27 protein-coding genes are annotated in these 25216 nt (G+C 68.9%); 10 read left to right on the top strand and 17 right to left on the bottom strand.

The window, feature by feature from the left end; translation table 11 throughout:
* Positions 1-93 precede the first annotated feature (93 nt).
* Both EPD82_RS01160 and EPD82_RS01155 read left to right on the top strand, forming a co-directional pair.
* The gene (locus tag EPD82_RS01160) at positions 94-990 is read left to right on the top strand and encodes an ATP-binding protein (RefSeq protein WP_141054837.1); all 897 of its coding nucleotides are present in this window, start codon (positions 94-96) and stop codon (positions 988-990) included.
* Positions 987-1937 (top strand): Nudix family hydrolase, encoded by a 951-nt coding sequence (locus EPD82_RS01155; protein ID WP_170210749.1) that lies wholly within the window; start codon positions 987-989, stop codon positions 1935-1937. The genes EPD82_RS01160 and EPD82_RS01155 overlap by 4 nt, the downstream gene beginning before the upstream one ends.
* A 4-nt stretch (positions 1938-1941) precedes the next feature.
* Here the strand turns inward: EPD82_RS01155 and EPD82_RS01150 are convergent, their stop codons facing one another.
* The 12 genes from EPD82_RS01150 to EPD82_RS01095 all read right to left on the bottom strand — a co-directional run bounded on the left by EPD82_RS01150 (position 1942) and on the right by EPD82_RS01095 (position 13073).
* Positions 1942-2145 (bottom strand): DNA gyrase inhibitor YacG, encoded by a 204-nt coding sequence (locus EPD82_RS01150; RefSeq protein WP_141054415.1) that lies wholly within the window; start codon positions 2143-2145, stop codon positions 1942-1944.
* 15 nt (positions 2146-2160) lie between these two features.
* A complete protein-coding gene (gene zapD / locus EPD82_RS01145; RefSeq protein ID WP_141054412.1) occupies positions 2161-2919 on the bottom strand; it encodes a cell division protein ZapD in 759 nt (252 codons plus the stop codon).
* Entirely contained in the window at positions 2916-3551 is a 636-nt protein-coding gene (gene coaE / locus EPD82_RS01140; RefSeq protein ID WP_141054409.1) for a dephospho-CoA kinase, read from the bottom strand. Before coaE ends, zapD begins: the two co-directional genes overlap by 4 nt.
* Complete coding sequence (locus EPD82_RS01135; protein WP_141054406.1) at positions 3539-4330, bottom strand: SPOR domain-containing protein; 792 nt, start codon at positions 4328-4330, stop codon at positions 3539-3541. The genes coaE and EPD82_RS01135 overlap by 13 nt, the downstream gene beginning before the upstream one ends.
* Positions 4331-4347: 17 nt before the next feature.
* On the bottom strand, positions 4348-5715 hold the full coding sequence (locus tag EPD82_RS01130) for a TrpB-like pyridoxal phosphate-dependent enzyme (RefSeq protein ID WP_141054403.1): 1368 nt from the start codon (positions 5713-5715) through the stop codon (positions 4348-4350).
* Positions 5712-6473 carry a type III pantothenate kinase gene (locus tag EPD82_RS01125; RefSeq protein ID WP_141054400.1) on the bottom strand — a complete coding sequence of 254 codons (762 nt, stop codon included), beginning with the start codon at positions 6471-6473 and terminating at the stop codon, positions 5712-5714. The genes EPD82_RS01130 and EPD82_RS01125 overlap by 4 nt, the downstream gene beginning before the upstream one ends.
* Positions 6470-7273: a biotin--[acetyl-CoA-carboxylase] ligase gene (locus EPD82_RS01120; RefSeq protein ID WP_141054396.1), complete on the bottom strand. Its 804-nt coding sequence runs from the start codon at positions 7271-7273 to the stop codon at positions 6470-6472. Before EPD82_RS01120 ends, EPD82_RS01125 begins: the two co-directional genes overlap by 4 nt.
* A gap of 45 nt (positions 7274-7318) precedes the next feature.
* Positions 7319-8710, bottom strand: a complete 1392-nt coding sequence (ntrC, locus tag EPD82_RS01115; protein WP_141054392.1) for a nitrogen regulation protein NR(I) — start codon at positions 8708-8710, stop codon at positions 7319-7321.
* Entirely contained in the window at positions 8707-9756 is a 1050-nt protein-coding gene (gene glnL / locus EPD82_RS01110) for a nitrogen regulation protein NR(II) (protein WP_141054389.1), read from the bottom strand. The genes ntrC and glnL overlap by 4 nt, the downstream gene beginning before the upstream one ends.
* A gap of 62 nt (positions 9757-9818) precedes the next feature.
* Positions 9819-10268, bottom strand: coding sequence for a DUF4124 domain-containing protein (locus tag EPD82_RS01105; protein WP_170210748.1), 450 nt, complete (start codon positions 10266-10268; stop codon positions 9819-9821).
* 76 nt (positions 10269-10344) lie between these two features.
* Positions 10345-11730, bottom strand: coding sequence for a type I glutamate--ammonia ligase (gene glnA / locus EPD82_RS01100; protein WP_055422527.1), 1386 nt, complete (start codon positions 11728-11730; stop codon positions 10345-10347).
* A gap of 68 nt (positions 11731-11798) precedes the next feature.
* On the bottom strand, positions 11799-13073 hold the full coding sequence (locus tag EPD82_RS01095) for a cation diffusion facilitator family transporter (protein ID WP_206202127.1): 1275 nt from the start codon (positions 13071-13073) through the stop codon (positions 11799-11801).
* Positions 13074-13083: 10 nt separating this feature from the next.
* Here EPD82_RS01095 and EPD82_RS01090 point away from each other — a divergent pair, with 10 nt between their 5' ends.
* The 8 genes from EPD82_RS01090 to rfbC are packed head-to-tail and all read left to right on the top strand — an operon-like array spanning position 13084 to position 20249.
* On the top strand, positions 13084-13536 hold the full coding sequence (locus tag EPD82_RS01090) for a rhodanese-like domain-containing protein (protein ID WP_141054383.1): 453 nt from the start codon (positions 13084-13086) through the stop codon (positions 13534-13536).
* 25 nt (positions 13537-13561) lie between these two features.
* The gene (nadA, locus tag EPD82_RS01085; RefSeq protein ID WP_141054380.1) at positions 13562-14674 is read left to right on the top strand and encodes a quinolinate synthase NadA; all 1113 of its coding nucleotides are present in this window, start codon (positions 13562-13564) and stop codon (positions 14672-14674) included.
* Between the two features lie 8 nt (positions 14675-14682).
* On the top strand, positions 14683-15540 hold the full coding sequence (locus EPD82_RS01080) for an endonuclease/exonuclease/phosphatase family protein (protein ID WP_206202125.1): 858 nt from the start codon (positions 14683-14685) through the stop codon (positions 15538-15540).
* Between the two features lie 39 nt (positions 15541-15579).
* On the top strand, positions 15580-16758 hold the full coding sequence (clsB, locus tag EPD82_RS01075; RefSeq protein ID WP_206202124.1) for a cardiolipin synthase ClsB: 1179 nt from the start codon (positions 15580-15582) through the stop codon (positions 16756-16758).
* A gap of 39 nt (positions 16759-16797) precedes the next feature.
* A complete protein-coding gene (rfbB, locus tag EPD82_RS01070; protein ID WP_055422530.1) occupies positions 16798-17880 on the top strand; it encodes a dTDP-glucose 4,6-dehydratase in 1083 nt (360 codons plus the stop codon).
* Complete coding sequence (rfbD, locus tag EPD82_RS01065; RefSeq protein ID WP_141054377.1) at positions 17877-18788, top strand: dTDP-4-dehydrorhamnose reductase; 912 nt, start codon at positions 17877-17879, stop codon at positions 18786-18788. Before rfbB ends, rfbD begins: the two co-directional genes overlap by 4 nt.
* A 10-nt stretch (positions 18789-18798) precedes the next feature.
* Positions 18799-19698 (top strand): glucose-1-phosphate thymidylyltransferase RfbA, encoded by a 900-nt coding sequence (gene rfbA, locus EPD82_RS01060; protein ID WP_141054375.1) that lies wholly within the window; start codon positions 18799-18801, stop codon positions 19696-19698.
* Positions 19698-20249: a dTDP-4-dehydrorhamnose 3,5-epimerase gene (gene rfbC / locus EPD82_RS01055; protein ID WP_141054372.1), complete on the top strand. Its 552-nt coding sequence runs from the start codon at positions 19698-19700 to the stop codon at positions 20247-20249. Before rfbA ends, rfbC begins: the two co-directional genes overlap by 1 nt.
* A gap of 9 nt (positions 20250-20258) precedes the next feature.
* Here the strand turns inward: rfbC and EPD82_RS01050 are convergent, their stop codons facing one another.
* The 5 genes from EPD82_RS01050 to phaP form a co-directional block, all read right to left on the bottom strand.
* Positions 20259-21560 carry a M23 family metallopeptidase gene (locus tag EPD82_RS01050; RefSeq protein WP_141054369.1) on the bottom strand — a complete coding sequence of 434 codons (1302 nt, stop codon included), beginning with the start codon at positions 21558-21560 and terminating at the stop codon, positions 20259-20261.
* A 71-nt stretch (positions 21561-21631) separates the two neighbouring features.
* On the bottom strand, positions 21632-23095 hold the full coding sequence (gene dacB, locus EPD82_RS01045) for a D-alanyl-D-alanine carboxypeptidase/D-alanyl-D-alanine endopeptidase (RefSeq protein ID WP_141054368.1): 1464 nt from the start codon (positions 23093-23095) through the stop codon (positions 21632-21634).
* Complete coding sequence (gene lysA, locus EPD82_RS01040; protein WP_141054367.1) at positions 23092-24339, bottom strand: diaminopimelate decarboxylase; 1248 nt, start codon at positions 24337-24339, stop codon at positions 23092-23094. The genes dacB and lysA overlap by 4 nt, the downstream gene beginning before the upstream one ends.
* Positions 24336-24440, bottom strand: coding sequence for an LPS translocon maturation chaperone LptM (gene lptM, locus EPD82_RS12310; RefSeq protein ID WP_072247872.1), 105 nt, complete (start codon positions 24438-24440; stop codon positions 24336-24338). Before lptM ends, lysA begins: the two co-directional genes overlap by 4 nt.
* A 128-nt stretch (positions 24441-24568) precedes the next feature.
* Positions 24569-25180 (bottom strand): phasin family protein, encoded by a 612-nt coding sequence (gene phaP / locus EPD82_RS01030; RefSeq protein WP_055422536.1) that lies wholly within the window; start codon positions 25178-25180, stop codon positions 24569-24571.
* Positions 25181-25216 lie beyond the last annotated feature (36 nt).

Below are 25216 nucleotides of genomic sequence, written 5' to 3'. Positions count from 1 at the left end.
TGCCTTTGGGCAGGCGCGTTTCCGGGCAGGACGCAGGTATACTCATCCTCCTCATGGGCGAGGGGTGCGATGCCCGGTTCGGACGGAGAGACGATGGAAGCGAAGGACGTGCAGGGGTTGGTCGTTGCACTCGAGCGCCTGGCTGCGGCGCTGGAGGCACTGGGGGCGAAGCAGGGGGCGGGGGTGCGCTGGCCGGATGAGGAAGGCTTGGCCTACTGGTACCGGCGCGTGGGCGGTCGCGGCGTGCTGCAACCCGTGCGCCGGCCGCATCGCCTGCGGCTCGACGATCTCAAGGACATCGAGCCGCAGAAGGCGCGCGTGGTGCGCAATACCGAGCAGTTCCTCGCCGGCCGTCCGGCGAACAACGTGCTGCTCACGGGGGCGCGCGGCACGGGGAAGTCTTCCCTGGTGAAGGCGCTGCTCACCGAGTACGCCGCTCGGGGGCTGCGGCTGGTGGAGATGGAGAAGACCGATCTGGTCGATCTGCCCGACGTGCTCGCCTGCCTCGAGACGCGGCCCGAGCGCTTCATCGTCTTCGTCGACGACCTCTCGTTCGAGGAAGGCGAGCCGGCCTACAAGATGCTCAAGAGCGTGCTCGACGGCTCGGTGTGGGCCCAGCCGGACAACGTGCTGCTCTACGCGACCTCCAACCGGCGCCATCTCATGCCGGAGTTCTTTCACGAGAACGAGCGCACGCGCTACGTGGGCGAAGAAGTGCATCCGGCCGAGGCGGTGGAGGAGAAAGTCTCGCTCTCCGAGCGTTTCGGCCTGTGGGTGTCGTTCTATCCCTTTTCGCAGGAGGAATACCTCACCATCGTCGCGCACTGGTTGCGTTCGTTCGGCGTCTCCGAGGCCGAGATCGAGGCGGCGCGTCCCGAGGCGTTGCAGTGGGCGATCGAGCGCGGCTCGCGCTCCGGCCGGGTGGCCTGGCAGTTCGCGCGCGACTGGGCGGGACGGCACGGCCTGCCGCAGCAGGGAGCGTGCGCATGAAGCGCGTGGACGTGGCCGCGGCGGTGCTGCGCCGCGGCGACGGTGCCGTCCTGCTGGGGCAGCGGGCCGAGGGGACGTTCTATCCCGGGTATTGGGAATTTCCCGGCGGCAAGGTGGAGCCGGGCGAGACGCCGGCGCAGGCGCTGCTGCGGGAGCTCGCCGAGGAGCTGGAGATCGCCGTGGCGCCCGAAGACCTGCTGCCGTGGGTGGTGCGCGAGCACGTCTATCCCCACGCGCAGGTGCGTCTGCACTTCTTTCGCGTCCCGCGCTGGGCGGGGGAGCCTCGGGCGCGGGTGCATGCGGCGCTCGCCTGGGTGAAGCCGCCGCAGCAGACGGTGGCGCCGATGCTGCCCGCCAATGGCCCAGTGTGGAAATTCCTCGCCCTGCCGCAGCAGATGCTGGTGAGCGGCGTGGCGGTTCTGCTCGAAGCAGGGGAGCCGCTCGCGGCGGCGTTCGAACGGCAGGAGGCGGCGCTTGCGCGCGCTCGTGCCCAGGGGCCGGTGCTCGTGCAGGTGCGCGAGCCGGCGGCGCTCGCCGAGGCGCTGGTGCGGCGGCTGCGTCCCCAGCTGGGGGCGGAGGATCTCTTGGTGGTCAATGGCGAGGTCGATGCTGCCCAGGCGCTGGGCACGGGGCTGCATCTGCCACAGCGGCGGCTGGAAGCGCTTTCTGGGCGGCCTGAGCTACCCTGGGTGGGCGCCTCGGTGCACGGGGCGGCCGCCTTGCGCCGGGCCGAAGCGCTGGGGCTCGATTACGCCGTGCTGGGGCCGGTGCGGCCGACGCGCTCGCATCCGGGGGCGGCGGCGCTCGGCTGGCCGGGATTCGAGGCAATCGCCCGGGCAGCGGCGATCCCCGTCTACGCCATCGGCGGGCTGGGCCCAGAGGACCTGGAAGCAGCGCACCACGCCGGAGCGCACGGGGTGGCGGCGATCCGCGCCTGGTGGGACTAATCGTCTATTGCAACTCGTTGCCGGCCTCGGGCGGCGTTTTTCCGCCCGAGGGGAGGCGATAGCGCTCGTCGGCCCAGGCGCCGAGGTCGATGAGCTTGCAGCGTTCGGAGCAGAACGGGCGCCAGCGCGATTCCGGCGTCCAGGGGACCGCTTTGCCGCAGGTGGGGCAGGAGACGAGGCGTGGCGTCTTCGGCGCGGGGTCGTTCATGGTGCTGCATCCCTTTTACAGTCGGCACAGTTCGAGCACGAAGGGGACGTCGAGTTCCAGCGGTTGCGTGGAAGGGCGCAGGTCGCTGCGCGGCGGGCCGAATCTCAGGTTGATGAGGTATTTGTTGGCCGACATCGAGGGGATGACCTGCAGCGCGGGGTCGACGTGGACGCGGGCGAGCAGGCAGCAGGCGCCTTTGAGCTCGCGCTGATAGGCGCCGCGCACGGCGACGGCCTCATGGCGCTCGGCGTTGCCGCGCAGGAGGCTGAGCACGAGTTCGATGCCGTTGCGAATCGGCTGCAGGGGGGCGACCCAGCGTTCGAGTTGGGCGGTGCGCCGCTCGGGCGGCTGCTCCAGCCAGAAGTGATAGGCGGGGGCGTCGAAAGCGCACAAACCCCCAGGGATGTGGGCCCGCGCGCGTAGCGCCATCAGCCATTCGTTTCCGCGCAGATAGTGGTCCACCCGTCCGACCATGCCGAGGAGGGCGGCGCGGATCTGTTCGATATGCTCCACCAGAGCCGCGACGCGTTCGGTGTCGACCTGCTCGACGGGTAGCGTGAGCAGGGCCGAACGCTGGCGATCGAGTTCTTGCATCAGGTCGAGCTTGAGGTCGGTGCGCCCGGCGATGTCGGCGAGCTCGAAGAGGGTGATGAGGGCGGCGTGGTGATCGTCGCGATGCCTGCCCTCGAGGAAATGGGTCCAGCGTCGCCAGACGTCTTCGAGGCGCAGCAGGGTGCGAATGCGCTCGGTGAAGGGGAATTCGAAGAGGATCATGGCGGCGCGGTTCGGGCGAGTTCGCGGTAGAGGCGGTCGAGCGCCTCGACCTGGGCGTGGAGCTGGGCGAGATCGCCGCCGTTGTCGATGAGGTGGTCGGCCGCCGCCAGCCGCTCGGCCCGGCTTGCCTGCTGGGCCATGATGCGCCGGATCAGCGCTTCGTCCAGGCCGCTGCGCGCGCGTACTCGCTCGATCTGGACTTCTTCGGGGCAGTCGACGACGGCGATGCGTTGGCAGCGGCGGCGGTAGTCTTCGCCCGCTTCGATGAGCAAGGGAACCACCAGCACCACGTAGGGTGCGTCGACGGCGGCGCGGCAGCGGGCGTCGGCTTCCTGACGGATCAGGGGGTGCAGGATGGCTTCGAGCCGGTGTTTTGCCGCGGGGTCGGTAAACGCGAGCGCGCGCATCTTGGCGCGATCGAGCGCCCCGGCCGGCGTGAGGATGTCGGGGCCGAAGGCGGCGGCGAGGGCGGGAATGGCCGCACCATCGGGGGCGGTGAGCTCGTGGGCGATCACGTCGGTGTCGACCACGGCGGCGCCGAGGCGCGCGAAGTGCTCGGCAGCGGCGCTCTTGCCGCTGCCGATGCCGCCGGTCAGGCCGACGATGAAGGGGGAACGGTTCAGGGGGGGCATGCGTCGACGGAAAGCTGGGGGAAACGGGTCTGGATGCGCTGGCGCAGGTCATCGGCCACGGACGAGGGGCATCGGTAGACGAGTTCGGCAACGGGGGTGGTGCGCGTAACGACCTGCGCTCCCTTGACGTTCTTGTCGCGCAGTTCGGCCATGCGCTTCTCGGCGCTTTCCTGGGCGCGGAAGAGGCCGAGCGAAATGCCCCACTGCAGGGGGCCGGGGTCGCGGATCACGAAGGCGTCGTCCACCCCGGCCTGACGCAGGTTTTCCAGCCGGCGGTTCGCCGCGGCCGCACTGCCTTGGGGCGGGAGCACCACGCGCCAGCTGGTGGGTTTTTCGCTTGTTCGCTCTTGAATTTGGACGCCGCTCAGTCCTTGCGGCAGTTCCTTGAGCGCCGGCAGGAGCTTGGGATCGACCTCGGCGAGCCGCAGGCAGGAGAGGGGAGCGGGGGGAGCAGCGGCCGCAGCGGCCGCAGCGTCCGTCGGCTTGGGAGGCGGTGGTTCGGCAGCCGTTGGCGCGGGTTCTGCGGCGGAGGCGGAGTCGGGCGCGGCGTTGTCGCGCGCCGGGGGTTCGCTCGCCGGCGGGTTGGCGGGAACGGTCGGGGGCAGAGGTGCAGCGACGTCGTGACCCGCCGCGGCGGCGAGGATGCGCAGGCGGTCGGGGCGCAGCGGCTGCTCGGCGGTGGCGCGCACCGCTTCGGGAGCAGGTCGCGGCAGCAGCCCCGCGGTCATCGCCAGCAGCAGGGCATTGACGAGCAGGAGCAGCGCGATCAGGAGGCGCATCGCCGCTTGCCTCTGCGTCAGCCCACGCTCGGAAGCGTGCGCAGCGCCTCGGCCAAGAGCTCGTCGGGCAGGGTGTAGTCTTCGAGCTCGCCACGCAGGTAGCGCTCATAGGCGCTCATGTCGAAGTGCCCGTGCCCGGTGAGATTGAAGAGCAGCACCTTGGGTTCGCCGGTTTCCTTGCAACGCAGCGCCTCGTCGATCACGGCACGGATGGCGTGACAGGATTCCGGCGCGGGGATGATCCCCTCGGCGCGGGCGAACTGGATGCCGGCCTCGAACGTGGCCCGCTGCGGCACGGCGAGCGCTTCGACCTGGCCTTCGTGCACCAGCTGCGACACCAGCGGGGAGGCGCCGTGGTAGCGCAGCCCGCCGGCGTGGATGCCCGGCGGCACGAAGTCGTGCCCCAGGGTGTACATCCGCATCAGGGGGGTGAAACCGGAGGCATCGCCGTAATCGTAGGCGTAGGTGCCCTTGGTGAGGGAGGGGCAGGATTCGGGCTCCACCGCTACGCAGCGCAGTCCCGCGGCGCGGCGTTCGCCGGCGAACTTGTCGGCGAGGAAGGGGAAGGCGATGCCGCCGAAGCTCGAGCCGCCGCCGCAGGGACCGAAGATCACGTCGGGATAAAGGCCGATCTTCTCGAACTGCTTCTTCGCTTCCAGCCCGATGAGGCTCTGGTGCAGCAGGACGTGGTTGAGCACCGAGCCCAGGGTGTAGTTGGTGTCGGGCCGGGAGGCGGCCTCCTCGACGGCTTCCGAGATGGCGATGCCCAAGGAGCCGGGATGATCCGGTTCGGTGGCGAGGATGCGCCGCCCGGTCTCGGTGAGCGGCGAAGGACTGGCGTGCACTTCCGCGCCCCAGGTTTCCATCAGCACGCGGCGCTGCGGCTTTTGCTGGTAGCTCACGCGCACCATGTAGACGCGCACTTCCAGACCGAACATCTGGCCGGCGAAGGCGATCGAGGAGCCCCACTGGCCGGCGCCGGTCTCGGTGGTGAGCCGTTTGATGCCCACCTGGCGGTTGTAATAGGCTTGAGGTACGGCGGAATTGGGCTTGTGCGAGCCGGCCGGCGAAACCCCTTCGTACTTGAAGAAGATCTTGGCCGGCGTGCCCAGGCGCCGCTCCAGGCGCACGGCGCGCATGAGCGGCGAGGGACGCCAGATGGCATAGGTTTCACGCACCGCCTCGGGGATGGCGATCCAGCGCTCGCGGCTCATCTCCTGTTCGAGGATCGGCTCGGGAAAGATCGCGGCCATCGCGGAGGGATCGATCGGCTTGCCGTCCGGCCCGAGCGGGGGTGCCGGAGGGGTGGAGAGATCGGCGGCGATGTTGTACCAGTGCGTCGGAATCTCGTGTTCCTCGAGGAGGATCCGGGTCGGTTCGCTCATGGGGCGGTCTCTCGGGTGTCATGGGAAGGATTCGGGCTGGCGCTGGCTGCGGCGACCACGGCCAGGCCGCGCAGAACGAGATTATCCACCGTCCGGGCCGGAATGGCCAGATGCGCGGCGATGATCTCGGCGTCGCCGCCCGAGACGAGCGCCACGGCGCCGCAGGCAGTCCCCTCCATGACACGATAGTAATGTTCGATGGCCCCGACCTGGGCGAGCAGGCAGCCGCTGGCGATGGCGTCGCGCGTGTTCGTGGGCGGCAGGCGCACTTCGCCGGCGGCGAGCGGCAGTTTTGCGGTGGCCCGTACCAGGCTTTCGCGCATGGTGGTGAGCCCCGGCAGGATCAGACCGCCGCGAAAGCGTCCGTCGGCCTCGAGCCAATCCACCGTGGTGGCCGTGCCGCAGCACACCACCAGGGCCGCGCCGTCGTGCAGGTGGTGCGCGGCAATGAGCGCGGCCCAGCGGTCGGCGCCGAGCCGCTCGGGTTCGTCGTAGCCGTTCGTGACGCCACAGCACTGCGCCTCGGCCACGAGCCAGCGAATGGGGCCGAGCTGGCGTTCGAGTTCGAGGGCGAGCCGGTCGTGCGCCACATTCACGCCGAAACGCCGGGTCGAAGCGGGCAGCCGTACGCGCATCGCTTCGATCCACTGCGGGATGTCGACGTGGCGGCAGGCGCCGCTCTCGCGCCAGTGTTCGCCCTCGAGCAAGGCCCATTTGAGCCGCGTGTTGCCCAGATCGAGGAGCAGCGTCGGATTCATGCGAGGGGGCGCAGCGAGACGTCACCGACGCAGCAGGCGATGCGCCCGCTGGCGGTGTCGAGCAGCAGGCGGCCGGTGTCGTCGACACCGGCGTCGATCCCGACGAGCTCGCGCTCGCCGTCGCGTACCGCCACTTCTTGGCCGGCGTAGGCGTCGAGCGCGTTCCATTCGTCGCGCCAGGCAGCGAAGCCGTGGCCAGCGAGATAGCTTGCGCGCACGGCGTCGAGCCGTTCGAGGAGCGCGGCGAGCACCGCTTCCCGCGGCGGCAGGGGGGCGAGGTGATGCGCCAGCGCGGTGGCCGGCAGGCCGCTTGCGGGATGAAAGTCCGGCGGCAGTTCGAGATTGAGCCCGATGCCGACGACGACGCGGGTCGGCGCCGCATGACGGCTTTGCGCTTCGATGAGCACGCCGGCCACCTTGGCGCCGGCGATGAGGAGGTCGTTGGGCCATTTGAGCCCGACGCCGGGCACGCCCAGCGCCTGCAAGCCTCGAGCGAGCGCCACGCCGACGGCAAGCGGCAGCGCTTCGAGCGAGGTGCCCGGAGGAAACGCGAAGAGGCAGGAGAAGGTGAGACTCGCATCGGGCCAGGATTGCCAGATCCGGTCCTGCCGTCCCCTTCCCCGGGTCTGCCGGTCGGCACCGACGACGGCAAGGCGCCCGGGATCGGGCAGCGGCAGGCGCATCGCCTCGTCGTTGGTCGAGGCGCATTCGCCAAGCCAATGAAGGTCGAGCCGTCGGGCGAGCGCCTCGGGCAGGAGCCGGTGCAATGCCGCCGGATCGAAGGCGGAGGGAGCGGGCATGGAGCGTCGCAGGAAGGGTGCGAAGCGCTTATTGTACGGCAGGCGCTAGCGCTTGAGCTTGCGCGTGAGCGTGTTGCGGCCCACGCCGAGCCGGGCGGCGGCTTCCGCGCGGCGCCGGCCGGTATGCTCGAGCGCCCGTTCGAAGAGGACGCGCTCGAAGCGCGCGTGCAGCGCGTCGTAGAGGGCGCTTGCACCGGAGGCGAGCAGCCGGTCGACTTCTTCGGCGAGCAGTTGCTCCCACGCCGGGGAAGCCGGGGAATCCGGCAGGGGGGCTTCAGGGGCGAGGGGGGTGCGGAATTCGGGCGGCAGGTCGTGCGGCTCGACCTGCTGCGCCGGGGTCATGACGGTGAGCCAGTGGCAGAGGTTCTCCAGCTGGCGCACGTTGCCGGGGAAAGGGTAGCGCTTGAGCGCTTCCAGGGCAGCGGGCGAGAGCGTCTTGCGCTCCACGCCCAGCTCGCGTGCGCTCTTGGTCAGGAAGTGGCGCGCAAGCAGCGGAATGTCTTCGGCGCGCTCGCGCAGCGGCGGCAGGCGCAGGCGGATGACGTTGAGGCGGTGATAGAGGTCTTCGCGAAAGAGCCCTTCACGCACGCGGGCTTCCAGATCCTGGTGGGTGGCGGTGATGATGCGCACGTTGGCGCGCAGCGGCTGCTGCCCGCCGATGCGGTAGTAGTGCCCGTCGGAGAGCACGCGCAGCAGCCGCGTCTGCAGATCGGCCGGCATGTCGCCGATCTCGTCGAGAAAGAGCGTGCCGCCCTCGGCCTGTTCGAATCGCCCGCGCCGGGCGCTGGCGGCGCCAGTGAAGGCGCCTTTCTCGTGACCGAAGAGCTCGGCTTCGAGCAGTTCGCGCGGGATCGCCGCAGTGTTGATGGCGATGAAGGGGCCGTCGCGCCGCGGGCTGTGGCGGTGCAGCGCCCGGGCGACGAGCTCCTTGCCACTGCCGGATTCACCGGTGATGAGCACGGTGGCGCTCGAGTGCGATAGCCGCCCAATGGCGCGAAAGACGTCCTGCATCGCCGGGGCCTGCCCCAAGATCTCGGGGGCGGCGTCTGGTTCGTCTTGGGCGGCGGCTGCGGGTCGCGCTTCCAGCGCCCGGCGCACCAGGCGCACGGCTTCGGGTACGTCGAAGGGTTTGGGCAGGTACTCGAAGGCGCCGGCCTGAAAAGCGCTCACGGCACTGTCGAGGTCCGAATAGGCGGTCATCACGATCACGGGCGTGCCGGGGGCGCGCTCATGCAGCCGGCGCACGAACTCGAGCCCGTCGGTGCCGGGCATGCGGATGTCGGTGAGCACCACTGCCGGCCGCTCCTGCGTGAGCGCCTCCAGCGCCGTCTCGGCACGATCGAAACCGCGATGCGGCAGGTTCTCGCGTTCGAGGGCGCGCTCGAGCACCCAACGGATGGATTTGTCGTCGTCGAGGATCCAGATGGCGTCGTTCATGTCGGGCTCCCGGAAGCGAGCGGCAGCAGGAGGTGGAAGCGCGTGCGCCCGGGGCGGCTGTCGAATTCGATGGCGCCGTGGTGCTGGGCGACGATATCCTGGGCGATCGCCAGTCCCAGTCCCGCGCCGCCCTCGCGCCCGCTCACGAGCGGATAGAAGATGCGCTCGCGCAGCGCTTCGGGGATACCGGGACCATCGTCGGCGATCTCGACGTGGAGCGCGAGGCGGTAGCGCCGTTTGGCGAGCGTCACCTGGCGCGCGGCGCGGGTGCGCAGCTCGACTTTACCCTTGCCCCCGGTGGCCTGGGCGGCGTTGCGCGCGATGTTGAGGATCGCCTGCAGCAGGCGCTCGCGGTCGGCGGTGAGCTCCGGCAGGCTCGCGTCGTAGTCGCGCTCGACCCTCAAGGCGGGGAATTCGGCGAGCAGCAGCCGGCGCACGTGCTCGAGGATCTCGTGGACGTTGACCGGGGCCGGGTGCGGCGCCTGGTGCGCGGCCAGCAGCCCGGCGAGCAGGCGCTGCAGGCGGTCGGTCTCGAGGATGATGACTTCGGTGTACTCCGCCAGTGCCGGATCGGGCAGTTCCATCTGCAGCAGTTGCGCCGCGCCGCGGATGCCGCCCAAGGGGTTCTTGATCTCGTGGGCGAGCGCGCGCACGAGTTCGCGTGCGGCCTGCTGCAGGCGCAGGCGCTCTTCTTCCTGGGTCGTCTTGAGGCGCTGGTCGATGGGGCGGAATTCGAGGGTGAATCCTTCGCCGTCGTCCTGGATGGGGCTCACCGTGACGTCGGCCGCGAGCGTCTGGCCGGAAGGAAGATGAAGGCCGATGCCGTGGCAGGCGTAGAACCAGCGGTTGCGTTCGGCCTCGTCGAGAGCGGTGCGCAAGGTGGGCGAGGCACCGAAGATCTCTTCCCAGGGGCGACCGGCAAGGCGTTCGCGGGCGAGACCGAAGAGGTGCTCGGCCGCGGCGTTGGCCGTCAGTAGCCGACGGTCGGGGCCGGCGAGGACGACGGCGGTGGAGAGCCAGTCGAGGGCGGTGAGGTCGGGCGGCATGGCGGTGCCTGGTGTCGGAACGGGAGAAATGCAGCAAGAACGGTGCCAGGTATGCTGCAGACTCAGCGCAGGCGCTGGAGTTCGCGTTCGATCGCTTCGAGGTTGCGCCGCTGGCGTTCGGCCTGGGCTTTGAGTTCGGCGGCGCGCTCCGGCGAGGCGGTCTGCAGCGCGCGCTGCGTTTCTTGCAGGCGCTGGTTCTCTGCGGCTTTCTCTTCTTCGAGGATGCGGCGGCGAAGGTCGTCGCGCTGGCGCTGTTCGCCGGGGCTCACCCGGGGAAAGTTCGAGGGGGAAGCGGCAGCGGGGGCGGAAGGGGCGGGCGTCGCGTCGAGGTAGGGGAGATCGCGCAGGGCCTCGCAGCGCATCCCTTTGGTGCTGGCGCGATCGTTGGTGTAGGTGATGCGTCCGTCGCCGTCGCTGCATTTCCACAGCGTCGCCCCGGCGCTCGGTGCGCACAGCATGCCGAAACCCAGGAGGACGGCGCAGGAGGCGAGGCGGGACGGAAACCGGATCATGCAGCAAGTATAAAGGAAAAAGGGCGGCCGCGGCCGCCCTCTTCCTTTCATCGCCCCCTGCGGGGGCAGCTCGCACTCACAGGCTGTAGTAGAGCTCGAATTCGAGCGGGTGGGTGGTCATGCGCATGCGCTGCACTTCCTCGTTCTTCAGCTCGATGTAGGCATCGATGAAGTCGTTGGAGAAGACGCCGCCGCGGGTGAGGAACTCGCGGTCGGCATCGAGCGCTGCCAGCGCCTGGTCGAGGCTGTGGCACACGGTCGGGATCTTGGCGTCCTCTTCCGGCGGCAGGTCGTAGAGGTTCTTGTCGGCCGGATCGCCCGGGTGGATCTTGTTCTGCACGCCGTCGAGCCCCGCCATCATCAGCGCGGCGAAGGCGAGATAGGGGTTGGCGAGCGGATCGGGGAAGCGCGCTTCGATGCGCCGCGCCTTGGGATTGGCCACGTAGGGAATGCGGATGGAGGCCGAGCGGTTGCGCGCGGAGTAGGCGAGCTTCGTCGGGGCCTCGAAGTGCGGCACCAGGCGCTTGTAGGAGTTGGTGCCGGGGTTGGTGATGGCGTTGAGCGCCCGGGCGTGCTTGATGATGCCGCCGATGTAGTAGAGCGCGAATTCGGACAGCCCCGCGTAGCCGTTGCCGGCGAAGAGGTTCTGTCCCGCTTTCCAGATGGATTGGTGGACGTGCATGCCCGAGCCGTTGTCGCCGACGATGGGCTTGGGCATGAAGGTGGCCGTCTTGCCGTACTGGTGCGCCACGTTGTGCACCACGTATTTGAGCGCCTGTGTCCAGTCGGCGCGGCGCGTGAGGGTGTTGAACTTGGTGCCGATCTCGCACTGGCCGGCGTTGGCCACTTCGTGGTGGTGCACTTCCACCGGTACGCCGATCGATTCGAGGGCGAGCACCATGGCGGAGCGGATGTCGTGCAGGCTGTCGACCGGGGGGACGGGGAAATAGCCGCCCTTGACGCGCGGACGGTGGCCGGTGCCTTCCCACGAGGCCTCGCCCGACTGGATCTTCACCGAGCAGCCGGACATGTCGACCGACCACTCGACCGAGTCGAAAATGAAGAATTCGGGTTCGGGGCCGAAGTAGACGGTGTCGCCCAGCCCCGTCGACTTCAGATAGGCTTCGGCACGCTTGGCGATCGAGCGGGGATCGCGGTCATAGCCCTTGCCGTCGGCCGGCTCCACCACGTCGCAGGTGATGACCACCGTGGGTTCTTCGTAGAAGGGGTCGACGTAGGCGGTATCCGGATCGGGCACGAGCAGCATGTCGGAGGCCTGGATGCCTTTCCAGCCGGCGATCGAGGAGCCGTCGAAGGCGTGGCCGCGCTCGAAGACTTCTTCGTCGAAGGCCGAGACCGGCACCGTGACGTGATGCTCCTTGCCGAGGATGTCGGTGAAACGGTAGTCCACGAAACGGGCTTCACTTTCGTGGATGAGCTTGAGGACGTCTTGGGCATTCATCGGATCGACTCCGGGTCAGGAAAAAGTGGAAGGATTTTAGCAAGTGTCGTGCCAGCTTTTGGTTTGCCTCAAAGGGAGGCATTTCCGGCTGGAGGAGGGGGAGGAGGGACTTCGTTTGCACTGATTTGGTGCAATTTTTCGCTTCCTGTGCCCGGTTCCGGTGCAAGCTCGACGAAGAGCCGCAGGGAAGCGAGGTCGGGATGGCGTTGGCGCAGGGCGTCGAGCTGGGAGAAAAGGGCCGCACGGTCCGCGGCGAGCAGGGAAGGCGCGTGTTTGGCCGGAACCAGCAGGTCGAGATAGGTGCGCCCGCCGAGATAGTGCAGGACGATCCAGTCGGGCGAAGCGGCGGCGAAAGCCGGGAGCGCGCGCAGGTCCTGCACCACTTCGGTGCGGTCGGTGAGCGCCTGCAGCTGACCGGGCGGGCGGGTCGTGTCGTTTTCGTGATCGACGTGGATCAGCGCGTCGTCGAGGTTGGGGAAGCGGCCCTTGAGGCGGGCGAATACGGTATCGGCCACGCGGTGCCCTTCGGAGACCGACAGGCGGGGGGCGACCTGGATGTGCGCATCCACCAGGATGCGGTCGGCCATGCGCCGCGTGCGGATCTGGTGCAGATCCTCGACGCCGGGGGTGGTGCGGATCGTCTCGGTCAGTCGGGCGACTTCTTCCGGCTCGAGCCCGGTGTCGACGAGCTCGCGCACCGCACGGTAGGCAAAGCGCACTCCCATCGAGGCGATCATGAAGCCGACCAGCGCCGCCGCGAGCGGTTCGAGGAAGCGGTAGCCGGCAAGGCTTCCGCCGATGCCGATCGCCACCACGAGCGAGGAGGCGGCATCCGAGCGGGCATGCCAGGCGGCCGCTTCCAGCACTTTCGCCTTGAGGGCGCGTCCGCGGCGGTACAGCCAGTGAAACATCCCTTCCTTGGCGAGCAGGGTGATCACCGCCATGACGAGGGCGGGGATCTCGATCGGCGGGGCATGTTCGAGCGTCTGCAGTTTCATGCCCGCCGCCCACAGGAAGCCGCAGCCCACGCCCAGCAGCACCAGGCCGAGGATGAAACTGACGAGAGTCTCGAAGCGTCCATGTCCATAAGGGTGTTCGGCATCGGGGGGCGCGCCGGCGCTTCGTCCTGCCCAGCTCACCATGGCGTCGGTGGTGAGGTCGGCGAGGGTATGGATCGCATCGGCCACGAGGCTGAATGCGTTGGCGGCCAGCCCGATGAGGATCTGCAATATGGCCAGGGTGGCGTTGATGGCCATGGCCGTGAAACTGGCGCGGGCGATGGCGTTGCCGCGCATCCGCGCTGCGTCGGGCGGTGGAGACGGTATACTAGGTTTGGAGCTCATGGAGGACGCCGTGGGAAATCTGCACGATATTCTAGCGCTTGCCGGCGAGCGCGCCGAGCGCTTCGGCCTGCCCTACGCCGGGGCTTTGACGCCCCCCGAGGCGTTTTTGGTGTGGCAAACGGCGCCCGGCGCGGTACTCGTCGATTGCCGTACCCGCGCCGAGTGGGATTGGGTAGGCCGTATTCCCGGTGCCGTGGAGATCGAATGGCTACACTATCCCGACTTGATGCCGAATCCCGATTTTGTCACCCACCTTCGGGCCCAGGTCGACCCCGAGTCCTTGGTGATGTTCTTGTGTCGCTCGGGTGGCCGTTCCGATCAGGCGGCGCGTGTGGCTACGGCGGCCGGTTTTACTTCGTGTTACAACGTGCTCGAAGGCTTCGAGGGCGCGAAAGACGCCGCCGGCCATCGCGGCACGGTGGGCGGATGGAAGTTCCACGGTCTGCCGTGGGTGCAGAGTTGAATCACTACCCTTTGGGAGGGAGGAGATGACGACGGTCCTCGAGAAATCTTTGCCATTCGCGCCTTATGCCGCGATGAGCGACGAGCAGGCGCAGGAGCGCATCCTCGCGGCGCGATCGCGGCTGGGCGAGGAGGCGGTGATCCTGTGCCACCACTATCAGCGCGCCGACGTCTATCGGCACGCCGATCTCACCGGCGATTCGCTCAAGCTCGCCCGGCTCGCCGCACAGACTTCCTCGCGCTACATCGTCTTCTGCGGCGTGCATTTCATGGCCGAGGTCGCGGACATCCTGTCGCAGCCCGAGCAGGTGGCGATCCTGCCGGATCTGGCCGCCGGCTGTTCCATGGCCGACATGGCCGATCTCGCCAAGGTGACGCGCGCCTGGCGTGAACTGGGCGAGGTGCTCGACGGCGATCCGGCCGAGGTCTATACGCCGGTCACGTACATCAATTCCGCGGCCGATCTCAAGGCGTTCTGCGGCCGCCACGGCGGCATCGTGTGCACCTCGACCAATGCGCCGCACATCATGGAGTGGGCGCTGGCGCGCCGCCCCAAGCTCCTCTTCTTTCCCGACCAGCATCTGGGACGCTGGACCGGCCACCAGCGCGGCATCCCGCTGGAAGACATGCTGGTGTGGGATCCCGACCTGCCCTACGGCGGTTTGAGCCCGGAGCAGATCAGGCGGGCTACCATCCTGCTGTGGAAAGGGCATTGTTCGGTGCATCAGATGTTTACCAAGGCGCAGATCGAGCGCTGGCGCGCCAGGCATCCCCAGGGCTACGTCATCTCGCACCCGGAGTGCGCCTTCGAGGTGTGCCTCGCCTCCGATTACGTCGGTTCGACCGAATTCATCCAGAGCACGGTGCGCGCGGCGCCGGCCGGCACCGAATGGCTGGTGGGCACCGAGTTCAACCTGGTGAGCCGCCTGGCCGAGGAGATGGCTCCGCAGGGCAAGACGGTGCAGTTCATGGGCGGCGTGGTGTGCATGTGCTCGACGATGCAGCGCATCGACCCGCAGCACCTCGCCTGGACGCTCGACAATCTGGTTCAGGGGCGGGTGGTCAATCGCATCGCCGTGCCCGGGGAGGTCGCGCAATGGGCGAAAGTGGCGCTCGAGCGGATGCTCTCGGCCACATGAACGTTCCGATGATTGCAGAAAAACGGCAGAAACTCTGGGGGCGGTGGCGCTCTTGGCGCGCGCCATTGGAAGATCCGCGCCAGCTCGTTCCTGCCGGGGCGAGGCAGGCGGGGGTGGCGTTGCGTGTGGTCAGCTACAACATCCACAAGGGTTGGGGGCCGTTCAACCGCCACCTGACCATCGCCGAGATGCGCGAGGCGCTGCGCGAGCTTGGCCCAGACCTCGTGCTGCTGCAGGAAGTTCAAGGGGCGCATCTTGGACACGCGCAGCGCCATCCCCTTTGGCCTGCCCAGCCGCAGCATCACTATCTCGGCGCTGAACACTGGCCCGAGCGCATCTACGGCGGTAACCTCTTCCATGAGCTGGGGCATCATGGCAACGCCGTGCTGTCGCGCTTTCCGGTACAGGACTGGGCCAATCACGACGTCTCGGCGCACCGCTGGGAGCGCCGCGGCATCCTGCATTGCGCCATGGTTTTGCCGCATGGCCTTTGCCTGCACGTCTTCTGCGTCCATCTGGGCCTGCGGGCGCGCTGGCGCCGGATGCAGCTCGAACGCTTGCGGGAGCTGATCGCCGGCTTGCCGCCGCGCTCGCCGATCGTCGTGGGCGGGGATTTCAACGATTGGGGGCGGGAGGCGGAGGAACTCCTCGCCGCGCCCCTGGGTCTGGAAGACGCCTTCGCTGCCGTCGGTCGCCGTGCGCCGCCGCGCACCTACCCGGCGCGCGGCCTGGCCTTCGGCCGGCTCGACCGGCTCTACGTGCGTGGCTGCGAGGTGCACGCGGCCCAGGTGCCGCGCGGGCGGCCGTGGTCGCACTTGTCCGACCATCTGCCGCTCGTGGTCGATCTCGCCCTGGAGGGCGGATGAGCGCGCCGCCGCACCGCTTCCTGGCCGAGGGGCCGGACGATGGCCCTGGATTTCCTGCCCGGTAACCGTCTGCAGCTGCTGGAGAACGGCGCGGAATTCTTTCCCGCGCTGCTACGGGCGATCGATGCGGCGCGCGAGGAGGTGCGGCTCGAGACCTACATCTTCGAGTGCGACGAGATCGGCGAGGCGGTGCTCGCGGCGCTGGTGCGGGCGGCGGCGCGCGGTGTGCGCGTGTATTTGCTGGTAGACGGCTTCGGCGCCCGCGATTTCATCGTCCATCGCATGCACGGGGTGGCCGCCGCCGGCGTCGAAGTCGAGGTCTATCGCCCGCTGCGCGGCCCCTGGTTCATCCCGCGGCGCCGTCGCCTGCGGCGCCTGCACCGCAAGCTCGCCTGTTGCGATGGGCGAGTCGCCTTCGTCGGCGGCATCAACATCCTTTCCGATTTCACCCGCCTGCCCGGGCGCCGGATCCGTCTGCCGCGATGGGATTATGCGGTTCGAATCGAGGGGCCGCTCGTGCGTTCGGTGCAGCAGGCGATGCAGCGGCTGTGGCGCCTGGTGTGCTGGACGAATGGCCGGCGCCGCCCGCCCCGCCTCGTGGCGCGTGCCGCGCACGACGGCCCGGCCGGGCCGCATCGCGCCGTCCTGGTGCTGCGCGACAACTGGCGCCATCGCCACGACATCGAGAACGCCTATCTGCACATGCTCGCCCGCGCCCGAAAGGAGGTGTGGATCGCCTGCGCCTATTTCTTCCCCGGCAAACGCTTTCGCCGGGCGCTCGCGGCCTGCACGGCGCGCGGCGTGCGGGTGCGCCTCGTCCTGCAGGGACTGAGCGACCATCCCATCCTGTCGCAGGCCACGCGCGCCCTCTATCCCTGGCTGCTGCGCCAGGGCGTCGAGCTGTGGGAATACCATGCCACCGAGATGCACGCCAAGGTGGCGGTGTTCGACGATCGCTATGCCACGGTGGGTTCGAGCAACATCGACCCCTTCAGCCTCTTCATGGCGCGCGAGGCCAACGTGTGGGTCGACGACCTCGGCTTCAGCGCGGAGCTGCGCGCGCGGCTCGAGCAGCATGTGGCGCAGGGCGCGGTGCGGCTCGACGAAGAGGGCTTCGCCCGGTTGCCCCGCTGGCGCAAGGCGCTCAGCTGGGTGGTGCTCGGCTGGGTGCGGCTCATCATCGGCTGGGCGGGCTACACGCGCGACATGGAAGGCTGAGGCTGGTATCATCGCGCTTTTCCGCGATCCCTACCGACCATGACGATCCTCGTGACCGGCGGCGCCGGCTTCATCGGCAGCAACTTCGTGCTCGACTGGCTCGCGCGACACGACGAACCTCTCGTCAATCTCGACGCGCTCACCTACGCCGGCAACCTGGAAAACCTTGCCGCGCTCGAGGGCGATGCGCGCCACGTCTTCGTGCACGGCGACATCACCGATCAGGACCTCGTGCGTCGCCTGCTCTCCCAACACCGGGTGCGCGCCATCGTGCATTTCGCCGCCGAATCGCACGTCGATCGCTCCATCCACGGGCCCGAGGCGTTCGCGCGCACCAACGTGCTGGGCACCTTGCGGCTGCTGGAGGCGGCGCGCGCGCATTGGGAGTGCTTGCCCGAACCCGATCGCTCGGCCTTTCGCTTCGTGAACGTCTCCACCGACGAAGTCTATGGCACGCTCGGCCCGGACGATCCGCCCTTCACCGAAACCACGCCCTACGCGCCCAATTCTCCGTACGCGGCGAGCAAGGCCGGGGCGGACCACTTCGTGCGTGCGTTCCATCACACCTACGGCCTGCCGACGATCACCACCAACTGCTCCAACAACTACGGCCCCTACCAGTTTCCGGAAAAGCTCATCCCGCTGTGCCTGACGCGCGCGCTCGCCGGCGAGCCGCTCCCCATCTACGGCGACGGCCGTCAGGTGCGCGACTGGCTCTACGTGGGCGATCACACCGCGGCGCTGCGGCGCGTGCTGGAAGCCGGCCAGCCGGGGCAGACCTACAACATCGGCGGCTGGAACGAGCGCACCAACCTCGAAGTGGTGCACACCTTGTGCCGCTGGCTCGATACGCTCGCGCCGCGCGCCGACGGCCGCTCTTACGCCGAGCAGATTACCTTCGTCGCCGACCGTCCGGGGCATGACCGGCGCTACGCGATCGACGCGCGCAAGATCGAGCGCGAACTGGGCTGGCGGCCGGCCGAGACTTTCGATACCGGCATCGAGAAGACGGTGCGCTGGTATCTCGCGCACCGCGACTGGGTCGAGCACGTCACCTCCGGCGCCTACCGCGAGTGGCTGTCGTGCCACTACGGCGCGTCCTTGCCGGCCCAGGCGCGATGAGCGAGGCACCCATCCTCTTGCTGGGGGGAAGCGGCCAGCTCGGCTGGGCGCTCGCCCCGCTCCTCGCGCTGCAGGCCCCGCTCGTGGCGCCTTCGCGCGCCGAGCTCGATCTCGGCGACGCAGCGGCGCTGCGCGCGCGGCTCGACGCCCTGCGCCCGCAGGGCATCGTCAATGCCGCGGCCTACACCGCGGTGGACCAGGCCGAGACGCAGACGGCGCTCGCCTGGCGGCTCAACGCCGAGCTGCCCGGCGAGCTCGCCCGCTGGGCAGCGGCGCACGGGGCGTGGCTCATCCACTATTCCACCGACTACGTCTTCGACGGTACGGGGAGCCGCCCCTGGCGCGAGGACGACGCGCCCCATCCGGTGAACGCCTACGGCCGCAGCAAGCGCTCCGGGGAAGAAGCGGTGCTCGAAAGCGGTGCCCGTGCCCTCATCCTGCGGGTGAGCTGGCTCTATGGGTTGCACGGCGCCAATTTCCTCAAGACCATGCTGCGCCTGGGCGCGAGCCGGCGCGTGCTGCGCGTGGTGGCCGACCAGGTGGGCGCGCCCACCGGTACCGGGCTTGCCGCCGAGGTGAGCGCCGAGCTCGTGCGCCGCCTGCGCACTGCGCCTGATACCTGTCCCTCTGGTCTTTACCACCTCGCCCCCACCGGCGAGACCAGCTGGTACGACTACGCCGCCTTCGTCTTCGAGCGCGCGCGCGAGTCCGGCTGGCCGCTCGCACTCGAAGCGCTCGAGCCGATCGCGAGCGCCGACTATCCGACCGCGGCGCCGCGCCCGGCCAATTCGCGCCTCGATACCACGCGGCTTGCCACCACCTTCGGCCTGCGCCTGCCGCCGTGGCAGGACGAAGTGGCGCGCACGGTGGCCGTGCTCGCCGAGCCGCTCTCCCTTCTTCCCCATTGACGCATCCGCCATGAATCCGACTTCTGCACGCAAGGGCCTCATCCTCGCCGGCGGTTCCGGCACCCGGCTCTATCCCTCGACGCTCGCCGTCTCCAAGCAGCTGCTGCCGGTCTACGACAAGCCGATGATCTACTATCCGCTGTCTACCCTGATGCTCGCCGGCATCCGCGACATCCTGGTGATCTCCACGCCCCAGGATACGCCGCGCTTCGCCCAGCTCCTGGGCGATGGCAGCGCCTGGGGGCTGTCCTTGTCCTACGCCGAGCAGCCCTCGCCCGACGGGCTCGCGCAGGCTTTCCTCATCGGCGAGCATTTCCTTGCCGGCGCGCCTTCGGCCCTGGTGCTGGGCGACAATCTCTTCTACGGCCACGACCTGCCGCAGCTGCTGCGGGCGGCGGACGCGCGCGAACGGGGCGCCACCGTCTTCGCCTACCACGTGCAGGATCCGGAGCGCTATGGCGTGGTCGCCTTCGACGCCACCGGGCGCGTGATCGACATCGAGGAGAAACCCGCCCGTCCCAAGTCGAACTACGCCGTCACGGGGCTCTACTTCTACGATGGCAGCGTGGTCGAGCGCGCGCGGGCGCTGCGCCCTTCGGCGCGCGGCGAGCTCGAGATCACCGACCTCAACCGCAGCTACCTGCAGGAAGGGCGGCTCGCGGTCGAACTCATGGGGCGCGGCTATGCCTGGTTCGACACGGGAACGCACGATTCGCTGCTCGAAGCCGGGCAGTTCATCGCCACCATCGAGCGGCGTCAGGGGCTGAAGATCGCCTGCCTGGAAGAAATCGCCTGGATGCAGGGCTGGATCGACGACGAGGGGCTCCTGCGCCAGGCCGAGCGGCTGGGCAAGAGCGGCTACGGGCGCTACCTGCGCCAGCTCCTGGAACACGGGCGGGAGGCGCTGTGATGCGCGCGACGGCACTGGAGATCCCCGAGGTGATCCTCCTCGAGCCGCGGGTGCATGGCGATGCACGCGGCTATTTCTTCGAGGTCTACACGCGGCGCGCATTCTTCGCCGCCACGGGGGTCGATGTCGAGTTCGTGCAGGACAACGAATCGCGCTCGCGCCGCGGTGTGCTGCGCGGCCTGCACTACCAGCTGCCGCCGCACGCGCAAGGGAAACTGGTGCGCTGCGCCGAGGGGGCGGTGTTCGACGTGGCCGTCGACCTGCGCCGAAGCTCGCCCTCTTTCGGGCGCTGGGTGGCCGCCGAGCTCTCCGACGAGAACAAGCGCCAGCTGTGGATCCCGCCCGGCTTCGCCCACGGCTTTCTCGCGCTTTCCGAGTACGCGCGGCTCCTCTACAAGACCACCGACTACTACGCGCCGCAGTGTGACCGCTCGCTGCGCTACGACGATCCGACGCTGGCGATTGCCTGGCCGGATCTGGGGATCGAGCCCATCGTCTCGGACAAGGACCGTGCGGCGCCGCTCTTGGCCGAAGCCGAAGGCTTCGACTGAACCCTCGCCTCAATCGGCCGCGGCGACTTCGGTCGGTGTGCGCGTGAGCAGCGCGAGTTTATCGAGCAGCGGCCCCGTTTCCTGACGGAATCGGGCGAGCTCGCGCGCAGGCAGCGGCTCGGGCGCGGGCAGGGCGATCTTGAGCGGATCTTGCGCCTTGCCGCCGATGCGCACCTCGTAGTGCAGATGCGGTCCGGTGGCCCAGCCGGTGGAACCCACGTAGCCGATCACGTCGCCCTGCGACACGCGCTTGCCCGCCTTGAGGCCCGGTTCGAAGCCTTTGAGGTGGCCGTAGCCGGTGGCATAGCCGCTGCGGTGCTCGATGAGCACGAAGTTGCCGTAGCCATTCTGCCAGCCGGCGAACTTCACCACGCCGTCGGAAGCGGCCATCACCGGCGTGCCGGGGGCGGCAGCAAAGTCGGTGCCGGCGTGGTGGCGCCATTCTTTCTTGATGGGGTGGAAGCGGGCGCCGAAGCTCGAGCTCACGCGGGTGAACTGCAGCGGATAGCGCAGGAACCCGGTGCCGAGCACCCGGCCGTCGGGGGTGTAGTAGCCGCTCTTGCCGCCGGCATCGGTATGGCGCAGTACCACGTGGCGCTTGCCCTGATTGACGAATTCGGCGGCCACGATCTCGCCGGGTTGCGGCAACCCCTCGGCGTCGAGCGTGGTTTCGTAGATGACGGCGAAGGAGTCGCCCTCGCGCAGGTCGCGGGAGAAGTCGATTTCGGTACCGAAGATCTCCGCGAGCTTGGTGGCGATGGCATCCGGCATGCCGATCTCGGCGGCGGTGGCAAAGAGCGAGTGCGTGATCACGCCCTGGCGCAGCTCGAGGAAGGGATGGGTACTGCCGGCGGTCTCTGGAGCCGGGGATTCGAGGCGAAAGCCCTCGTCGCTGCGGCGGATGGTGACGCGCTCGCCGCTCACCAGAGGCAGCACCAGGGCATCGACCTGACCGTCGGCGCGCAGGCGCACCGTGGCGGTGGAGTGCGCGCGCAGCTGGCGCTGGATGGCGCGGACCTCTTCATCGAGCGAGGTATAGTCGAGCAGCGCTTCGTCTTCGGCGCCGATGCGCTCGAGGAAGGCGGGCAGCGTTTCGCCGCGGCGGAAGGCTTCGCGGATCACGTAAGCGTGCGCGGCATCGCCCGACGAGGGCGGGGTGAGGGTGATCGGCGGCAGTTCCGCCACCACCGCCTTGCGCCCGTAAGGGTTGGGATCCGAGAGGGCGGCCACTGCAAGGCCGAAGACGGCCGCGCCGTAGAGGGCCATGGATGTGCGCAACCAGAGATGCCGGCGGACGGTCGATCGGTGCATCGGGACTTCCTTTCGGGCGAACGCGCCAGGGCGCGATTATGGCGCAACCTGCGCCGGAGGTGCAATGGGAATCAGTGCTCCCACAACCAGTCGAAGAGGGCGGTGAGGACGTCGCCGGCCTGAGCCGCGTTCGCGTGTTCGACGAAGGCGACGATCACGTAGCGCCGTCCCGAGCGGCTCTGGGCAAAACCGGCGATCGCGCGCACGTCGCGCAGCGTCCCCGTCTTCACATGCGCCCACTCGCGGATGGGGGTGTCCTTGAAGCGGCGCCGGGCGGTGCCGTCGACCCCGGCCACCGGCAGGGTGGCGATGAATTCGGCCGCGTAGGGACGGTTCCAGACCGTCTGCAGCAGGCGGGCGAGGTCGGAAGCGGCGATGCGCTCTTCGCGCGACAGCCCCGCGCCGTTTTCCAGTACCACGCCGTGGCGATCGATCCCCGCTTCAGCGAGCAGTGCCTGCACGGCCTGCGCGCCGGCGGCGACGTGATCCGGCGCCTCGGGCGAGCGCGCCGCGCCGACGAGGGCGAGGAGCTGGCGCGCGATCGGGTTGCTCGACCACTTGTTCATCTGGTAGGCGATCTCGGTGAGCGTGGGCGAGTCGTCGCTGGCCACGAGCCATTCGCTTGTGGCTGGGGCGGGCGCATCGGCGGGCAGCAGCCGGCCGCCGAGCTCGCGCCAGATGCCTTCGAGCATGGCCGAGGCGAAGCGCTCGGCGGGTAGCGGCGAGAGTCCGAGCCAGCGGATGCCGCAGCTCGTCGGATAGCGTCCGGAAAGGGTGATCGCCACGCCTTGCGCATCTTCCTGCACACCCGTCTCGAGGCGTTTGACGACGTCGGCGGGGCAGAGGCCGGCCTCGATCTTCAGGGCGTTGCCGACGTTCACGCCGGCAAGCGGCGGGTGCAGCGTGGCGAGTGCCCGCGTGCCGTCGGGAGAGGGCTGGATCTGCACGATCACCGTGTTGAAATTGACCAGTTCCGCGCTCGCGGGGGTGTTGTAGGGTCGATAGCCGTCGCCGTCGAAGGCGAACGGGTCGGTCGGGGGGATGCGCAGCCCGTCGGCCTCCAGCCTCAACCGTCCACGGATGGTCTGGATCCCCAGCGCGCGCGCCGTGCGCAGCAGCTTCCAGGCCCGCTCGGCGGTGAGGTAAGGGTCGCCGTCGCTTTGCAGCACCAGATCGCCCACGAGCTCCTGACCGAGCACATGGCCGCGGGCCACCAAGCGGCTCGTCCAGCGGCGCTGGGCGCCGAAGGTTTCGTAGGCGGCGAAGGTGGTGACGAGCTTCATCACCGAGGCCGGGTTGCGCGGCACGGTCTCGTTCGCCGCCAGGAGCGGCGCGCCGCCTTCCAGGGGCTGGATGAGGACGGAGACGGCCTCGGGCGGCACCTGCGCTTTGTTCAGGGCTTCGCGCACCGGCGGCGGGAGCGTGTCGGCGCGAACGTCCTCCGGCCCCAGCCAGGGAAGCGCGGCGAAGAGAATGAGGAGGATGAAGCGCACGGCGGCGGGCAGGGGCGGGCGCCAGGTGCGCCGCCCGTTCATTGCTCCAGGGCCCACAAGGCTTCCAGCGGTTCGCGCGCACGGATGAGGCGGTGCGTCGCCCCTTCGACGAGCACTTCTGCCGGGCGCGGCCGGGCGTTGTAGTTCGAGCTCATGGCCATGCCGTAGGCGCCGGCCGAGAGCACCGCCAAAAGGTCGCCGGATTCGAGGGCGAGTTCGCGCCCGCGGCCGAGAAAATCGGACGATTCGCACACCGGCCCGACCACGTCGTAGCGGCGTACCGGTCCGGAGCGCGGCACGACCGGGACGATCTCGTGCCAGGCGTCGTAGAGCGCCGGGCGCATCAGGTCGTTCATGCCGGCATCGACCAGGGCGAAGTCCTGCTCCTCGCCGTGCTTGAGGTATTCGACGCGCGTGAGCAGCAAACCCGCGTTGCCGACGAGGGAGCGCCCCGGCTCGAACATCAGCCGCTCGGGCCGATCGGCGAAACGCTCGGCGAGCGCGCGCAGCACGGCGGGGATGTCGGGCGGGGTCTCGTCGCGGTAGCGGATGCCTAACCCCCCGCCCAGGTCGATGTGCCGCAGCGCGATGCCGTCGCGCTCGAGCTGCTCTACCGCGTCTTTCACGCGCTCGGCAGCTTCCAGCAGCGGGGAAGGGTCGAGCAGCTGCGAGCCGATGTGGCAGGCGATGCCCACGAGCTCGAGCTCGGGCATCGACTTGGCCTGGCGGTAGAGCGCGAGCGCTTCCGCCACGGGAATGCCGAACTTGTTGCGCTTGAGCCCGGTGGAGATGTAGGGATGCGTCTTGGGGTCGACGTCGGGGTTGATGCGTAGCGCCACCGGGGCGCGTCGCCCCATCTCGCGGGCGATGTGCGCGATGCGGGTGAGCTCCGCCGCCGATTCGACGTTGAACACGCCGATGCCCACTTCCAGCGCGCGGCGGATCTCGGCGGCCCCTTTGGCGACGCCCGAGAAGACGACGCGCTTCGCCTCACCGCCGGCCGCGAGCACGCGCTCGAGCTCGCCGCGGGAGACGATGTCGAAGCCCGCTCCGCGCGCAGCGAGCAGCCGCAGGATCGATAGGTTGCCATTGGCCTTGACCGCGTAGCAGATCTCGGCGCGCTCGGGCGGCAGCGCCGTGCGATAGCGCTCGAACGCTTCTTCGATCGCCGTGCGCGAATAGACGTAGCAGGGCGTGCCGTAAGTGGCCGCGATGGTCGTGAGCGGAACGTCTTCGAGGGCGAGTCCGTGCGCCGTGACCCGTAGCGTCGGCATGGGAAAATTCATTTCGATCCCCCCGAGGAGGGCGGGGAAGGCAGGTAGAGCGGTCCTTTCACGCCGCAGCCGGAAAGCGCCAGGGCAAGGACGAGGGGGAGGAGAAAACGCATGGTCTGCAGGAAGGAAGTTCGGTCGAAACGCTATCCTAGCAGAGCCGGGGGCAGGGGGAAAGCAAAACGCCCGCTCGGGGCGGGCGTTTCACGCAACGCGGTGCATGGCACCGCATTCAGTTTGCGACTCAGGCCGCGCTTTGGGAAGCGCTCGCCGAGGGTTTCCGGGCAGCCGTCGCCGCCGGAGCGGCTTTGGTGGCGAGCTGCTGCGAGGCGGAGGTCACGGCCTTGACGGTGGCGTTGGTCGCCGCCGTCATGTTGGCTTCGGCGATCTCGGCCACCTGTTTGGCGGCCTTGGCGAGATTGTCATAGGCGCTGTTGGCCGCGGCGATGGCGGACTTGGCCGCAGCGATGACCGTCTCGGCACCGGTGGGTGCGGACTTGGCCATCTTGTCGAGCAGCTCGATCATCTGCCGGTTGAGATCGGAGAGCTGGGTCTCGACGATCTTGGCGATCTCGGTCTGGCTCTGCTGCAGCACTTCGTAGACGTTGCGCTGATAAGCGAGCGTTTTCTCGATCGAGGGGGTGAGGGCTTCCTGCTGCAGCTTGAAGAATTCCTGCGCGTCCTTGGTCTCGGCCACTTGCTTGGCGTGGGCGAGCGACTGCTCGATCGTTTCGCGCAGGGCGTTCATCTGCAGCGCGATGAGGCGTTCGATGGTGGAGAAGCCGGAACTGGCGACGGCGAGCCAGGCATCGGAGATTTGACGGCCGCGTTGGGTGAGGGTGTCGGTGGTGCTCATGGTACGTCCTCCTTGAGGGATTGAGATTGCTGCATC

The sequence above is a fragment of the Tepidiphilus succinatimandens genome (assembly GCF_006503695.1).
Lineage (GTDB): Bacteria > Pseudomonadota > Gammaproteobacteria > Burkholderiales > Rhodocyclaceae > Tepidiphilus > Tepidiphilus succinatimandens.
Note: the sequence above shows the minus strand (reverse complement) of the source record. Positions and strands in the feature narration are given on the sequence as shown.